The organism is Microbulbifer celer (genome assembly GCF_020991125.1).
Lineage (GTDB): Bacteria > Pseudomonadota > Gammaproteobacteria > Pseudomonadales > Cellvibrionaceae > Microbulbifer > Microbulbifer celer.
The window spans coordinates 3,321,454-3,336,642 of the sequence record NZ_CP087715.1 but is presented as its reverse complement, the minus strand read 5'-3'; the positions used below and the strand labels follow the sequence as shown (position 1 = coordinate 3,336,642).

The window sequence follows — 15,189 nt, the reverse complement described above, 5'->3', positions numbered from 1 at the left end:
GGGCGATTAAACCACTACGATGTTTTCAGCCTGCGGGCCTTTCTTGCCTTGAGTTACGGTGAACTCAACGGCTTGGCCTTCGGTCAGGGTGCGGAAGCCGGTGCTGGCAATCGCACTGAAGTGTGCGAAAACGTCCGGGCCGGACTGCTGCTCGATAAAACCAAAACCTTTTGCTTCGTCAAACCATTTAACGGTGCCGGTTACTGTAGACATAATGTAATCCTGAGATTGATACGGGTTTGTGCCTTCGGGAGGCGATTTTTTGCCTTGAAAACAAGCCGTGACTTTCAACTGCAGGACGAGGTGTTACGAGTAAAACAGCGACGTGTAGATTGTAAACGTGGGCTTTCTTTCTAGCAGGGGCTCACTCTATCGATAAGTCGGGCCCCTGTCTACATAATGTTCAGTAATCGGCAGATAAATCGGCCCTCTGGCGCGGAACCTGGCTTGTACCGGGGCTTTGCGCCGGGTCCGACGGTTCAGATGAGGCAGTTCAGGCGGGCTATCAGGCCGCCTGAGCCTCCGCCCGCGCCCGGTCCGCCAGATACTCGTCATAGGTCCCCTGGAAGTCGTGCAGCTGATTGTCCTTGATCTCCAGCACCCGGGTCGCCAGTGATGACACGAACTGACGGTCGTGACTAACAAAGATCAGCGTGCCCTCATACTGTGACAGCGCCTTGTTCAGCGCCTCGATAGACTCCATATCCAGGTGGTTGGTGGGTTCGTCCATCACCAGTACATTGGTGTCCATCATCATCAGCTTGCCGAACAGCAGGCGGTTCTTCTCCCCACCGGAACACACCCGCGCCTTCTTGTTGGCGTCGTCGGCGGTAAACAGCAGGCGGCCGAGGATGCCCCGTACCGCCAGGTCATCGTGCTTGGGAGTGCGCCACTGGGACATCCACTCGAAGATGGTGAGGTCGTTATCGAAGTCGGCGCTGCTGTCCTGGGGGCAGTAGCCAATGGCCGCGTTCTCGGACCATTTCACCACGCCGCTGTTGGCCTGCAGCTCGTCTACCAGGCAGCGCAGGAAGGTGGTTTTACCCACCCCGTTCTCGCCGATTACCGCCAGACGCGCGCCGGCCTCCAGGATCATCTCGCCACCGGCAAACAGCGATTCGCCATCAAAGCCGTGGGAGAGGTCTTCCAGTGTCAGTGCCTGACGGTGGAGCTTCTTGCACTGCTGGAAGGTGATATAGGGTTTGACCCGGCTGGAAGGTTTCACCTCGTCCAGCTTGATCTTCTCCATCTTCTTCGCCCGGGAGCTCGCCTGCTTGGCCTTGGAGGCGTTGGCGGAGAAGCGGTTTACAAACGACTGCAGTTCTTCCAGCTCCGCGGTTTTCTTCGCGTTTTCCGCGTGCAGTTGTTCCTGAATCAGGGTGGAAGCCGCAACAAAATCCTCATAATTACCGGGGAAAATACGCAGCTCGCCATAGTCGATATCCGCCATATGCGTGCACACGGAATTGAGGAAGTGGCGGTCGTGGGAAATGATGATCATGGTGGACTTGCGCTGGTTCAGCACTTCCGACAGCCAGTGGATGGTGTGGATATCCAGGTTGTTGGTGGGCTCGTCCAGCAGCAGGATATCCGGGTCCGCAAACAGCGCCTGCGCCAGCAGCACCCGTACCTTCCAGCCCGGCGCTACCTGCTTCATCGGGCCGAAGTGCAGGGATTCCTCGATACCCGCCTCCAGCAGGATCTCGCCCGCGCGGCTCTCGGCGCTGTAGCCGTCCAGCTCCGCGAACTGCACCTCCAGCTCTGCCACCCGCATGCCTTCTTCCTCACTCATTTCCGGCAGCGAGTAGATACGGTCGCGTTCCTGCTTGATGGCCCACAGGCGGGTATCGCCCATGATCACGGCATCGACCACCGAGTACTCTTCGAACGCGAACTGATCCTGGCTCAGTACACCGACGGTGCAGCCGGGCTCTACGGACACATTGCCCGCACTGGGTGCCAGCGCCCCACTCAGGATCTTCATGAATGTGGATTTGCCACAGCCATTGGCCCCGATCAGGCCGTACCGGTTGCCGTTGCCGAACTTGGCAGAGATGTTTTCAAACAGCGGGTGGGCACCAAACTGCATGGTGATGTTGGCGGTGGTGATCAAGAGGCTATCCCGGGAGTCTGGAAGTGGGCGGAAATGATGCGTGTCATCGACGATGATCCGCCACACTGCGCGGTGTGGCGGGCCGCGCACTATACGGCGCAGAGTCGGGGGTGTCGAGGAAGGTGGGTGAAAATCATACAGGTAGTGGTGTGTGCAAGTGTACTGAACCGGTGGGTCACTCTTCGCCTTTTACGCAGACATAAACCGAGTTCGTGGACTCTTCACTTTGAAACGGGTTATAGAAAGAAACTACATGGGATTCCACTGTCTCGAAGACCGTTTTCAACAGCGCCTCGAAATGTTCTTCCGGCAGGTTCTGTGACCACATGGCAAACACGCCATTGGGCTTCAGCTGTTGTGCCATCAGTGCCAGATTTTCGGTGGTATAGAAGCTGGCATTGCTTGCGTTGAGATATTCTGTGGGAGAGTGGTCGATATCCAGCAGGATGGCATCGAACTGCTTGCCGGCACGGTCCGGGTCAAAGCCCGTTGCCGGCGCTGTCGCCAGATCGAAGAAGCTCCCGTGCACATAGCGGTTTCTGGAATCGGCATTGAGCGTCTTGCCGAGCGGCACCAGCTCCCCTTTGTGCCAGCCAATCACCGTTTCCAGTGCTTCCACTACCAGTAGCTCCGAGATGCGCTCATCTTTGAGCGCTGCCACTGCGGTATAGCCCAACCCCAAGCCACCGACCACCACCTCCAGCCTGTCACCCTGTACCTGCGCCAGGCCGAGTGTGGAAAGCGCCTCTTCGGCCTCCACGAACATACTCGACATCAGAAACTCTTCGCCCAGCTTCACTTCGTAAATATCTCGGTCTCCCAGTGCCGGAATGCGACGTCGGCGCAGGGAAATCTCGCCTAAGGGAGACGCTTGACTATCAATTTCTTCAAAGAGTAGAGACATCATTGTCCTGTTTTTGTGTTGTCGAACAATCGGCGGCTGGCAGTCTGCTGGTGGATCACTCTAGTGGATACGCCGGGCTCGACAAGCCTCATTGTTATAAGTGCCTTGGGACATAGTACATCAGGTATGGTAAATGCTGAATCTATTGCGTTCCCAGTGTTAGGTGCGAAATTTCACAAGCGGCACCAGCCCTATTGAACCTACACTGCTGCCGGGCCGGCATGAGAGCCGGCCCGGAGCAGTGATCTTCAGTCCATCCTGGTTGTTGCTGCAGCGGAATCAATCGTCATCGGAATCATCATCGTTCCATTTGCGACTGTGGTCGGACTTGAATTTCTCCAGTTTCGCTTTCTGGCTATCGTCTAAAACCTCAGCAAATTTCTTGCGATATTTGTGGGAAAGCTCCATCCGCTTGATGTGCAGCTGCCCCAATTGTGCGCCCAGCTTGTCCAAGGTGCTTTGGTCAGAACCGGATTCAAGCGCGGACTTGATTTGTTTCTTTAATTTTTTTGATTCTTCCTTGAGCGTTTTGCGCTCCTCTTTGGTCGCATCACGATAGCTTTTCAGCTCTCTTTTTTGCTCCTTCCGCAAATCCAGCTTCTCTTCCACTTTTTCCCAGAAAGCTTCAAAGCGATCTTTGTGGCCACCGGAATGTTCGCTGGCGAGGTAAGGCACCACCCTACCATCCGCCTGCACGGGCAGGACCGCGATCAAACCCACAATTGCCACACAACCTGCAGCCGCTTTCCAAAATTTCATAAATACCTCCAGTCTTTACACAGACACCTTCATTTAAATCTGGGGCTCAAGGTTTTGCACGAGCCATTCAGCTCAGCCAAAGTCGCCCCTCCCGGGAATTCCGCTTTACTCTCCTGCGGATACGCCATTTAAAGTCTTGATACTATTCATTCAGGATGTCTTCCCACAGATACAATTAAGACTAGACGCGTAATTTTTCTTTGCAGACGGTCATGGCAGAAGCAAAAGTGACTGCTCGTCCCCTAAATCGCTGTCGTGACCAGGTTCCAGGAAAACCGGCCCCAGGTAAACCGGCCTAGCGGCAGGGCTTCGGAACCCAAGGTGAACTTCGCGCTTCTTTGGGGGTTCAGCAAAAGTTGAACTACCCTTACCGGGTGTGCAGTGTGCCACTACATACCGCCGATTCTTGGGCTTGTAAGCCTTTTCCAGGCTCACGATCATCCAGCCAACTTCGCCCGATTTGGGTACGCCGCTCAGTCGATTTACGGGCGACACGTGAAGGGATTACCTCGATGAAAACAGCATCGGTAGTTGCCAGGGTTCTGGTAGCTTGTCTATTGATCCTGGCTGTCGCAGGTTGCAGCCCAGGGAAGAAAGAGCGAAGCCCGTCCGAGGATGCATTATCCGAGGCTCAGAAAGGTCCGAGTGATTCCGGTCCTCTCGGTTGCTGTCAGGAGGGACCGGACACCTGTTCAGCGCCGGCCTATAGCGCGGAATGTGAGCAAACGGACGGTGACTTCCACGAAGGTAAGACCTGTGACATCGACAGCGGCAAGTGCAGCGACGGTCCCTGACTACCTGGATTTGTAATACTGCGGACAGCAGCACTGCAATACCCGGTCGAGTGAGGATTGCCGTTTGCGGGGCGGCAGGGGGTACTGTTGGATCTGAAGTTTCACAGCCATCACTGGCGCCGGACCTTTCTTCTCGCGTTGATGCTGGCGCCTGTTTCATGCCATGGTTTTATTGGAAGCCGCCCGTCTGTTGAATGTTGCCCACGGCTGGCTTATCGATCGATACGGCCAGTTGAATGCAGGCAGAGTCCTGATTCCATTCTGTTTTGTAATCCTGTTTGTCACTCATGTACTCGAAGCATTTGCGTGGGCAGTATTCATCTGGCGCAGAGATTTGATAAAAACACTGGGGGAGGCAATCTATTACACCACTACATCCATCACTTCCCTGGGCTACGGCGACGTAGTGCAACCACCGCCATGGCGCATGCTAGGCCCATTGATTGCAATCAATGGCGTATTGATGTTCGGCTGTTCAACTGCTTTCCTTTTTCTGGTGTTGCAGAAGGTGTGGATGCATTTTTAAAGGGCGTCGAAAAGGCTGTCGAAAAAGCTTTGCAGTGAAAAGATACTATATTGAGTTTTGGCTTATAGCTGATACTTGAATAGAAAGGTGGCTTGTTGGCGTGAATAAGGAAGGGAGTGCCACAAGAGATGAAAGTGCTGACCTGAATCACGCGAATCCGGGTCAATGGATAGAGCTTTCTCACAGCAAAGTAGGTCCATTTTTAACCCGAAAAGTATTCCTGTCACCGGAAAAAGTAAGAATCATCTGGCGCTCTCGAGAACAGCGTAAATGTTATAACAGGTTGCAGGGGAGCTGTCGGAATACTTGGTGGGCTCCAACCGCCATCAGTTGGTGGATTGGCATTTTGTTTGCGCTTGGTAGCAGTGCATTCATGCTGGGATCAGTACCCGCCTACGCCACGTGGGTTGGGGTGAGCAAAGACAACCTTACATTTTTCATAGGTTCGATTTTCTTTACCTCCGCTGCATTCTTGCAGTACCTGGAGGTTGCGGCTACAGCTTGGTCACCTGGTGGTGGTTTTATCAGCCAGGTGTCAAAGAGAAAATGGCAGCCGTTACTGGTTGAGGTTCATCGCATTGACTGGTGGGCTGTAGTCATCCAACTGATTGGCACTCTTTGCTTTAACGTGAGTACTTTCCACGCATTGACTGCAGGAGCCGGAGTCAGTGAATCCAATACACTGGTGTGGAGACCGGATCTGTATGGGTCTATCTGTTTTTTGCTTAGCAGCTATCTCGCCTGGGTGGAGGTTTGCCACAAGTGGGGGGCTGTAAAGCTGCGTCTCATTTCTTGGTGGGTAGTGGCGGTCAATCTACTTGGTTCAGTGGCCTTTGGCGTATCTGCCATCGCTTCATACAAATTGCCCAGCGGAACAATGGTCAATCCCACGATCAATAATGTGGAAACTTTCATCGGCGCGGGATGCTTTTTTATCGGTGGACTGCTGCTTCTTCCCGAGCGAGCCAGTTTGATGAAAGTGAAACTTTTATCTACCTAAGAGATGCCGATCGGGACTCTGTCAGGTTGAAATCGGTGCTTTGGAACTATTTACAGAAGAATCTTCATATCCGTGATTTTTGTAGGCGAATAGTGTGATCCGGTGGTTATTGCTGACGTTGTTAGTTTTGCCGTTTGCTCAGGTTGCAGCGGGTTCATACCAGGATCCGCTGACATTTTCTGAAGCGGTACAGCGTCTGCAGAAAACCCCTCTGCTGGAGGCAGAACGCGCGCAGTTGGCGGGCGCTGAGGCAAAAAACAGTGCAACACGTGCATTGGCGTTGCCGCAGCTCGGTGTGATTTCCACTTACGGTCAATTCTCAGATCCGGTGGAGGTGGATTTGAGACCAATAAACCAAGTGCTGGAGGCGCTGGATCCCGCCATACCGGAAATCCCGAACCCAATTCTGCAGCCGCGCGACTTCAGTTTCACCATGGCTACGCTCACTTGGCCGGTATTTACTGGTGGCCGTACACGCTCTTTACAGGAGGCCAGTGCTATTGGCATCGAAGTTGCCAGTGCGGGGAAAGAAGTCACTGAGAATAAACTTCTGTTGGATTTGACGGCCAGGTATTTCGGTGTGTCAGTGAGTGAGCGTGCGCTACAGGTTCAGACCTCCGTGGTAGGAAGCCTGCGCACACACTTGAGGAATGCGCGGATTCTTGAAAATGAGGGGCAGATCGCAGCAGCTGATCGTATGCGCGCAGAAGTGGCCTTGGCGCAGGCGGAACTGGAAGAACAGGAGCGGCAACACGCGCTGGAGAATATTCGCGCGGGGTTAAGCAGTCTATTGAGTCTGGGAAACCCGGATGTCCAGACCGCGTCGGGGCCGCCATCCCAATTGCCGGCGCCCGCGGACTTGCAGCACTTGCTCGATGATGCGCAGCAATTCAATCCACTGGTTCGCCAGTTGAACGCCACGGCCAGACAGGCCGAAAAGGTCATCGGAGTGGCTCGCTCGGAGTATTGGCCCGACGTGACCATTGTAGGGGGATTTGAGTTGCACAGCTATCAATTGCCAGAGCTGATCCCAGACTGGACCGTAACGGCGAATCTTACCTTCAAAATCTTTGATGGTGGCGCGCGCAAGGCCGGTGTATCGCTTGCGCAGGAAGAGTGGCGTACGACACAGGCGCTTGCAAGAGAGGCCGAGAATCGGGTGCAGTTGGACGTGGAGTCGCGCTACTCCTCTTTTCTGGACGCACAGCGCCGTGCAGATGTGTCACGCAGAACCGAGCGGCTTGCCGCTGAGAGTCTGCGGATGCAGCGTGCCGCATTTGCTGCGGGCGAGGGGCGATCCATTGATGTGGTCGATGCGGAAAACGCGCTTGCGGGGGCGAAGCTGCAAAGGCTGGCTGCAGATTATGACTGTTTGCTGGCATGGACGAGCCTGATGCTGGCGACTGGACGCGGCGCAACTGTATTGGATGTTCTCGCCAAGCCCGGAGTGGTTCCCAATGTCAAGTAAGCCTTCTCGATCAGGTCCCATTTTATTCGCGATCAAAGGCATCCTGGTCACCGCTGTCGTACTTTGGCTGTATGGCTGTAAAGAGGAGAGCTACATCGAGGGGCGGGTGGAAATGCGCGAACTCAATATTGCCACCAAGTATCCAGGCAGGCTTGCACGTCTGAATATCGAAGAGGGGCAGAGAGTACGCAAGGGCGCCTTGTTGGCAGAAATCAGCGATCCGGAAGCACAGGCTCGTCTGATGCAGGCGAATGCGATGGTTGAGGGAGCTGCCGCGCAGCAATCCAAGGCCGATAAGGGGGCGCGCCCGGAGGAAGTCGAGTCTGCCAGAGCCGCAATGGACGCCACCCAAGCCCAGGCTGAGTTGGCGCGTGTCACCGCCGGTAGGATGCGGCGCCTGTTTGATCAGGGAGTGATTCCCAGGCAGCGTCTTGATGAGGCCATTGCTGCCCAGCGTTCCACCTGGTCTGTCTATCAGGCATCAAAGGCAGACTATGAAATGGTGGTAGCGGGGTTGCGCCCACAAGACAAGGTAACAGCGGCGGCTGTAACAAAAGAAGCGAAGGGTGAGCGCCAGTTGGTGGAGTCGGCTGTGTCGGAGCAGCAGGTATACGCATTGGCCGACGGTGAGATCACATCCATCAATTTTCGCGAAGGGGAAATCGTCGCCGCGGGCATCCCCATAGCGATACTGGCGAAAACAGATGCGCCCTGGGTCCGCTTTAACGTACGCGAAGATCTACTGGATGGCCTTCAGGTGGGAGACCGACTGTCGGCAAAAATCCCGGCTCTGGGCGAATCTGGTACGGATGTAAAACTGGTTGTTTACCAGATCTCGGTACTTGGCGATTTCGCGACCTGGACTTCTACCCGTGCGCTCGGCAGTTATGATCTGCGTACCTTCGAGGTGCGGGCTCGTCCAATTTCTTCCATAGCGGGATTGCGCGCCGGCATGACGGTGCTGGTGCCCCAGAGTGAAGTGCGGTCAGAAAAATGACAGGCTTTGGTGCAACGATCCGGCGGGAATTGCGTGCCTGGCACACTGAGAAAACCACCCATTGGCTGATGCTGTGGCTGCCAGTACTCGCGTGCTTCCTGCTGATTGTCATTTTCAGTGCGCGGACCATTACCGGCTTGCCAATTTCCATTGTCGATCAGGATAGCAGTGCCATCACACGACAGCTCAGTGCGCAGCTGAATGCCGCACCTGCGATCAGTGTAAAGCAAACGGTAGCCTCCATGGATGCAGCGAAAACGCGGATGGAAAAGGGGGAGACCTATGCAATTGTCTCTTTTCCCAGTGGCTTCAGCCGCGACATTGTCCGCGGCAGACAGCCCACGGTCGCTTTGCTGTTAAATGAACAGTCACTCGCCACAGCGGATGCGATCAGCAGCGACGTGCAGGAGGTCATTCTTACCCAGATCGGGGTTGAGTCCGTGACGATGCGCATGGCCCAGGGGACTCCCATGCTACAAGCTGAGGCGATGGCGCAGCCGATCCGGACACAGACACACCCCCTGTATAACCCGGGGCTTGATTACGCAGCCTACCTGGGGATTGCTCTGATTGCCGCGAGTCTGCATTGTTTTGTGGTCTTGCACGGGGCCCGCTGTATTGCCGGGGAAGATAAACAGTGGTTGTACGCCACTGGTTGGGGCGCGCTGTGGGGAAAGCTCACCGCGGCATTTGTGTGGTGGGTGGCGATCGGTATTGGCTGTCTGCTTATCTGTTTTTCCTGGCTGGATCTGCCGCCCATGTCTGAACCCTTCTGGTTTGTGGTCGGTTGGGCTGCGCTGGTCGCCGCGTATCTGGGGCTGGGCTCCAGTCTGGCGATGGCATTTCCGTCGCACGTTGCCTATTCCTGTGTCAGCGTGCTTGCAGGACCTGCAGTCGCGTTTTCCGGAGTCACGTTCCCTCAGGGCGCCATGCCGGTGGCGGCACGTCTGTTTGGAGAGGCCCTGCCGGTCACGTGGTTCCTCCACTTGCAAACACAGTTTGTAACCGAGCGCGTGCGGGTTGAATTCGCGATTCCACAGTTGCAGCACCTGCTTGGGTTTGCCTGTGTTTTCCTGTTTTTTTCGGCCGCACTGTTTTATTGGCGCACACGGAAATTGCGCTAGCGGATTGGGGTTAGAGGGAAGTGAGGTTAAACTGCAATGAGATCACTGTTTGCCGGTGCCCGCTACGAGATCCGGGCATTGATCATCGCGCCTGCAACCCTGCTGATTCTTGGCGGTGCGGCCCTTTTCTACAGCGCAATTTACCCCGGGCCGTATTCACCTCAGGCTTACCGGGATATGCCTATTTATGCATTGGACCTGGATAACACCGCACTCTCGCGTCAATTGCTCGCGCATATTGACGCTGCCGAGCTGTTGCAGATTGTAGACGGCTCTGCAGATCCCATGGCGGCAAGGCGGGCCTTGGAAGGCTCCGAAGTACTGGGCATTGTGGAAATTCCTGCGGGCCTGCAGCATGACGTGACACGGGGAGAATCCCCTGTGATTGGCTTGCTTGCCAATGCAGGCTACCTGCTCGCCTACAGTCAGCTGGCCGACGCGGCCACGAAAGCAGTGCTGGACGCGGGGGGAGAGCTTGGCGCAGTTGCCTTTGCCGAGAGTTCCGGTAAGTCCGGATTGGCAGCGGCCACCCAGGAGCCTTTTCAGTTGGAGGTGATTGAACTCTTTAACCCTGCGGGTGGTTACGCGAGCTTTGTGGTGCCGGCTGTTGCGATGGTGATTTTACAGCAAACCATGCTGATCGGACTGGGATTACTGTGCGATGCGCGTCGTGCCCTGAAGGAGGGAGCTCCCAAAGGTGTAGCTCGGAGAATTGTCTGGACTGCGGGGCGCAATATTCCATGGGTAGGAATCTACCTTTTACAGTTTATGATTATCCGTTGGATAATCTTTCCCGTGTACCATCTCCCGGCGGTGGGGCAGGCTGCCTACCTGATTCCATTTCTCAGCTTGTTTCTGCTCTCCGTTTCACTGCTGGGGTTGCTGATTGCCGAGTTTTTTAAAAGTGCTGAGGACGTTATTCCGTTTTTGCTATTCACCTCCTTGCCTATTGTATTTCTATCGGGTTTTTCCTGGCCGCTGGAAAGCGTTCCCGAGCCACTTCGCTCTTTGTCATACCTGATACCAAGCTCGGCCGGTGTGCAGGGGTTTGTGCGCTTGAACCAGTTGGGTACCGGTTTCTCCTCGGTTATAACCCCGATAGTCACACTTTTAGCGCAATGCCTCCTGTACGGAGGCATGCTGGTGGCTGTCTCACGCGGCAGGTACCGTACCGGGAAGCTATCAGCTGGATGAACTGCGTCCAGAATGGCTGCTGGTGGGGCGCGGTTCGGACGCGGCAATCGGATGCGTTGAAAAATATTCGATGGCGCGACGCATATCCTCTGCCAGAAGTGCAGCCATATCCCGGCTGATACCGTGACGAATCATGATTCGCTGGATGACCGTATCCTGGCGGTTTGAAGGTAGGGGGTAAGAGGCAATCTGCCAGCCACGCATGCGTAGCCGGTCAGATAAGTCGTAAAGATCAAATCCCCACTTTCCAGGCTTCAGCGAATAGCCGATTGCGGGCAGGCCACCTTTTCCGTTATAGAAAATATCAAAAGGTCCCATCTCGGTAACCTGCTCTCCCAGCCAGATTGCGGTATCGACACAAGCCTGCTGAATTTCCCGGTAGCCTTCAAAACCCAGACGAATTAAATTGTAATACTGCGCAATGATTTCGCCACCGGGACGGCTGAAGTTGAGGGCAAAAGTGGGCATATCACCGCCCAGATAATCCACGTGGAAGATCAGGTCTTCGGGCAGCTCGCCGGCGTCCCGCCATATTACCCAGCCTACACCGAGTGGCGCCAAGCCAAACTTGTGTCCAGAGGTGTTGATGGACTTTACCCGCGCGATACGGAAATCCCACGCCAGGTTGGGCTGAATAAATGGAGCCACAAAGCCGCCGCTGGCTGCGTCGACGTGAATTGGAATATCAAGCCCGGTTTCTTTTTCAATCACATCGAGTGCACGGGCTATCTCTTCTACTGGCTCATAGACACAGGTAAACGTGACTCCCAAAGTGGCAACCACGCCGATGGTATTTTCATCAACATACTGGCGGATCTTGTCTGGATTCATACAGACTTCATTTCCGTCCAGCGGAATTTCGCGCAGCTCTACATCGAAATAGCGGGCGAACTTGTGCCAGCATACCTGTACTGGGCCACAGACCAGATTGGGTTTTTCTATACTCTTGCCGTTGTCTTTCTGCCGTTTTCGCCACTGCCACTTTAACGCCAGACCACCGAGCATGGCGGCCTCTGAGGAGCCGGTGGTAGAGCAGCCAATGGTATCTTCCGAATCCTGTGCATTCCAAAGGTCGGCGAGCATATGGACACAGCGAGACTCAATCTCCGCGGTCTGGGGGTACTCGTCCTTGTCGATCATGTTTTTGTCGAAGCAATCGGCCATCAGACGCTGTACTTCGTCCTCCGCCCAGGTGGTGCAGAAGGTGGCAAGGTTCTGTCGTGAGTTGCCGTCCAGGTACAGTTCGTCTCGCACCAGTTGATAGCCGGTCTTTGCTGGCATACTGTGTTTGGGTAACTTGTAGCGTGGGACACTGTGGCGGGTAGCACTAGCGCTGAAAATATCTTCGCCCACATAACCTGATTGATGCTTATGCTTGCTTTTCCGGTGTAAAGGCATTGCGAGAATCCTCTGCTTCACATACTGACGTTACGCGGACAAAAAATTGAATGCAGGTGTATCGACAAACTTGTCTGTCATATTGCCCACCAGACCTTCCTGGGCGAGATCCAGTTTCTGACTTTTTGTCAGATCCATCTTGTTAAGTTGGACCCATACAATGTCCGGGCTGAAAGATGATTCGAAAGCGTAAATCCCGCGTTTTAGATCAATGAGTGTGCGCCAGATGGTCATCGATATATGAGGGCGCGCCGGGTCTGCAACGCCAAAAGGCTGTGCGGCGTTGCGCATTACACTCAGCAGCGCGGCATAAGCCTTTCTGGGCGTATCCGCTGGCGGCAGTTTGGATAAGTAGTAACTCGCTCGCACAAAACGGTCGGCGGCTTCCGTGGTGCCGGGCAGGGGGAGGTCGCCACCAAACCCCTGATACTGGGTAAGGTGCTGGAGCTGTTCGTCAAATGGTGGAGAATTCGTCATTACTGTGTAGTCACGGCTATGATGGACCTTGGCCTCACCGTCGATAAATTCAATTACCGCGGAATCCCCAGACGCATCACCAAGTGCCAAGTGGACCGTCGACCAGCGGCCGGATACCGGGTCACCCTGAGGGCGTACCTGGATGGCATTGTTCTTGGTGTATTCCACACAAGCCGCAACACTATCAAACTGATCCAGGTAGAACTGGGCCCAGAGAGAAACGGAGAGCCCCAACTGTTTTTCATCGCGTTCGCCGTACTCCGATTCGGTCAGCCAAAGAATGTGCGCGGCCAACCCCTTTTCATTGAGGCCATCCGCGGTCGCCAGATCATAGGCGGTAGCCACAAGGCTCGCGTACTTCGACTGCCATTTCAGGGGATTGGGGTCATTGTCTATTCCAATTCGCTCTATACCGGCGGGAAGCACCCAAAGATTGGTCCCGAGGCTCTGTGCCCAATCCATATTTCGTCCAGCAATGGGGCCTTGGCCACTGTCCAGCCAGAGAGTTCGCGTGCACATACATAGACTCCTGAGTGATCGCACAATCATGAACGGTTTTGAGCGAACGAAGGGTGATGGTTGATTCAGATGCGTGAATATTAAGTCTAGAGTGAAATGCTCTAGTGTGGTGTAACGAACTAATTGTGCTTATCAGCGGGCCGCTAAGCGGTCAGATGTAAGGCGCACTTGCGCTGGCGTAGTCATTCTACGTCAAGCAAGTGCAACGCAGCAGATGGCTGCTTAGCGGTCCGCCCGAAGGGAGCCCCCCAAATCGCCCACAGCTGCGTTACCGCTCTTGGAAAGGGCCCGCCATTCCCTGCGAGCGGCGCCTTACTGTGAACAATTTGGGGGGCTCTGATATGCACAATTAGTCCGTTACACCACACTAGTAGCGACCGTGTGACAGTATATTTAGAAGAACAGGCGGTCAGTAGCGGGAGACCGCCCCGGGCCACGTGCGGCCATTGAATGAAGCGAGATAATGCCAAGTGGAGAGAAATCGAAGCGCAAGCCTGAGAAATATCCGATGATATAGTGTCTCTATCCAAGATCGCGGGGTAACTCGGGTTTCGTTGATCCGTTCAATACTGGTAAAAATATGCCAGCATTGAACATTAGAGCCCATTGAAACGAAAAATAATTATGTCTATGCCCGATATATTCCAGGTCCGCCTACAGGAAATCTACCAGACCGAATCTCGTCGCGTCCTCGCTACCCTGATTCGCTTGCTTGGCAACTTTGATCTGGCAGAGGAAGCATTACACGACGCCTTCGCTGTGGCGCTCACCCAATGGCCAACTGAGGGAATACCCGATAACCCCCGTGCCTGGCTGGTATCCACCGGACGTTTCAAAGCCATCGACCAGCTGCGCCGCAAAGCCCGCTTTGATGTGTCTTATGAGGATGTGGCCGAGCGCCTGCAATCCGAGTTGACCACGGAACAGGAAGAGGCACACAGCATCGAGGACGATCGCCTGCGGCTGATCTTTACCTGCTGCCATCCAAGCCTCGCACCCGAGGCACAACTTGCTTTGACTCTACGGGAAGTGTGTGGTCTCACGACGGAGGAGATCGCCAGTGCCTTCCTGGCTGCCACGCCCACCGTCGCCCAGCGCATCGTGCGCGCCAAGGCCAAAATTCGCGATGCCCGCATTCCCTATGAAGTGCCGGAAGCGCAGCAGCTACCGGAGCGGCTCGACAGTGTTTTGCACGTCATCTATCTGATCTTCAATGAGGGTTATTCCGCCTCCGCCGGTGACAAGCTGATCCGGCACGACCTGTCCGCAGAGGCCATCCGCCTTGCGCGCCTGCTGTGCCAGTTGTTGCCAGAACCTGAAGTCGAAGGCCTGCTGGCCCTGTTACTACTGCAAGACGCCCGCCGCGCCGCTCGCGTCTCCGCCGATGGCGAGCTGATTCTGTTAGAGCAGCAGGACCGCGCTCTATGGGATCAGCAGCAGATCCGGGAGGGCTGCAATCGGGTACTGCGCGCTCTGGCCAGCCGTCGCTTCGGCCCCTACAGCCTGCAAGCCGCCATTGCCGCCGTCCACGCCGAGGCCGATACCATGGAGAACACCGACTGGCCACAGATCGTCGGTCTGTACGACGCGCTATTGGCTATGACTCCGTCGCCTGTGATCGAACTCAATCGCGCAGTAGCCGTGGCAATGCGGGATGGCCCGGAACAGGGGCTGCAGCTGATTGACGCGTTGCTGGCTCGCGACGCTCTTACCGACTATCACCTGTGCCACGCGGCCCGTGCCGACCTGTACCGCCGTCTCGGTCAGAAAGAAGAAGCGCGCGCCGCTTACCGGCGTGCACTGGAGTTGGCGCAACAGGGCCCGGAACAGCGCTTTCTTGCAAGCCGCCTGGCCGAACTGGAGTCCGACTGACGGCCGATCCAGAAAAGTTTTCAAATAAATTTCACCCGCCTGTC

Annotated in this window: 13 protein-coding genes; 7 read left to right on the top strand and 6 right to left on the bottom strand. The window is 55.2% G+C overall.

What is annotated here, in order from left to right:
* Window positions 1-6 precede the first annotated feature (6 nt).
* The 4 genes from LPW13_RS13845 to LPW13_RS13830 all read right to left on the bottom strand — a co-directional run bounded on the left by LPW13_RS13845 (window position 7) and on the right by LPW13_RS13830 (window position 3,776).
* Window positions 7-213, bottom strand: a complete 207-nt coding sequence (locus LPW13_RS13845; protein WP_230436238.1) for a cold-shock protein — start codon at window positions 211-213, stop codon at window positions 7-9.
* A gap of 292 nt (window positions 214-505) precedes the next feature.
* On the bottom strand, window positions 506-2,113 hold the full coding sequence (locus tag LPW13_RS13840; RefSeq protein WP_230436236.1) for an ABC-F family ATPase: 1,608 nt from the start codon (window positions 2,111-2,113) through the stop codon (window positions 506-508).
* A 175-nt stretch (window positions 2,114-2,288) separates the two neighbouring features.
* Window positions 2,289-3,020: a spermidine synthase family protein gene (locus LPW13_RS13835; RefSeq protein WP_230436234.1), complete on the bottom strand. Its 732-nt coding sequence runs from the start codon at window positions 3,018-3,020 to the stop codon at window positions 2,289-2,291.
* A gap of 276 nt (window positions 3,021-3,296) precedes the next feature.
* On the bottom strand, window positions 3,297-3,776 hold the full coding sequence (locus LPW13_RS13830; RefSeq protein WP_230436232.1) for a Spy/CpxP family protein refolding chaperone: 480 nt from the start codon (window positions 3,774-3,776) through the stop codon (window positions 3,297-3,299).
* Window positions 3,777-4,733: 957 nt separating this feature from the next.
* Here LPW13_RS13830 and LPW13_RS13825 point away from each other — a divergent pair.
* The 6 genes from LPW13_RS13825 to LPW13_RS13800 all read left to right on the top strand — a co-directional run bounded on the left by LPW13_RS13825 (window position 4,734) and on the right by LPW13_RS13800 (window position 10,879).
* Complete coding sequence (locus LPW13_RS13825) at window positions 4,734-5,096, top strand: ion channel (protein WP_230436230.1); 363 nt, start codon at window positions 4,734-4,736, stop codon at window positions 5,094-5,096.
* Window positions 5,097-5,196: 100 nt separating this feature from the next.
* Window positions 5,197-6,096, top strand: a complete 900-nt coding sequence (locus LPW13_RS13820; protein ID WP_230436228.1) for a hypothetical protein — start codon at window positions 5,197-5,199, stop codon at window positions 6,094-6,096.
* Between the two features lie 94 nt (window positions 6,097-6,190).
* Window positions 6,191-7,564 (top strand): TolC family protein, encoded by a 1,374-nt coding sequence (locus LPW13_RS13815; protein WP_230436226.1) that lies wholly within the window; start codon window positions 6,191-6,193, stop codon window positions 7,562-7,564.
* On the top strand, window positions 7,554-8,561 hold the full coding sequence (locus tag LPW13_RS13810; RefSeq protein ID WP_230436225.1) for an HlyD family secretion protein: 1,008 nt from the start codon (window positions 7,554-7,556) through the stop codon (window positions 8,559-8,561). Before LPW13_RS13815 ends, LPW13_RS13810 begins: the two co-directional genes overlap by 11 nt.
* A complete protein-coding gene (locus LPW13_RS13805; RefSeq protein ID WP_230436223.1) occupies window positions 8,558-9,685 on the top strand; it encodes an ABC transporter permease in 1,128 nt (375 codons plus the stop codon). The genes LPW13_RS13810 and LPW13_RS13805 overlap by 4 nt, the downstream gene beginning before the upstream one ends.
* 36 nt (window positions 9,686-9,721) lie before the next feature.
* A complete protein-coding gene (locus LPW13_RS13800) occupies window positions 9,722-10,879 on the top strand; it encodes an ABC transporter permease (RefSeq protein ID WP_230436221.1) in 1,158 nt (385 codons plus the stop codon).
* Here the strand turns inward: LPW13_RS13800 and LPW13_RS13795 are convergent.
* Together LPW13_RS13795 and LPW13_RS13790 are read right to left on the bottom strand one after the other, a co-directional pair.
* On the bottom strand, window positions 10,868-12,277 hold the full coding sequence (locus tag LPW13_RS13795; RefSeq protein ID WP_268932650.1) for a glutamate decarboxylase: 1,410 nt from the start codon (window positions 12,275-12,277) through the stop codon (window positions 10,868-10,870). The two genes, LPW13_RS13800 and LPW13_RS13795, sit on opposite strands and share 12 nt — an antisense overlap.
* A gap of 30 nt (window positions 12,278-12,307) precedes the next feature.
* Window positions 12,308-13,273, bottom strand: a complete 966-nt coding sequence (locus LPW13_RS13790; protein WP_268932649.1) for a linear amide C-N hydrolase — start codon at window positions 13,271-13,273, stop codon at window positions 12,308-12,310.
* Window positions 13,274-13,897: 624 nt separating this feature from the next.
* Here LPW13_RS13790 and LPW13_RS13785 point away from each other — a divergent pair.
* The gene (locus tag LPW13_RS13785; RefSeq protein ID WP_230436218.1) at window positions 13,898-15,145 is read left to right on the top strand and encodes an RNA polymerase sigma factor; all 1,248 of its coding nucleotides are present in this window, start codon (window positions 13,898-13,900) and stop codon (window positions 15,143-15,145) included.
* Window positions 15,146-15,189: the final 44 nt, after the last annotated feature.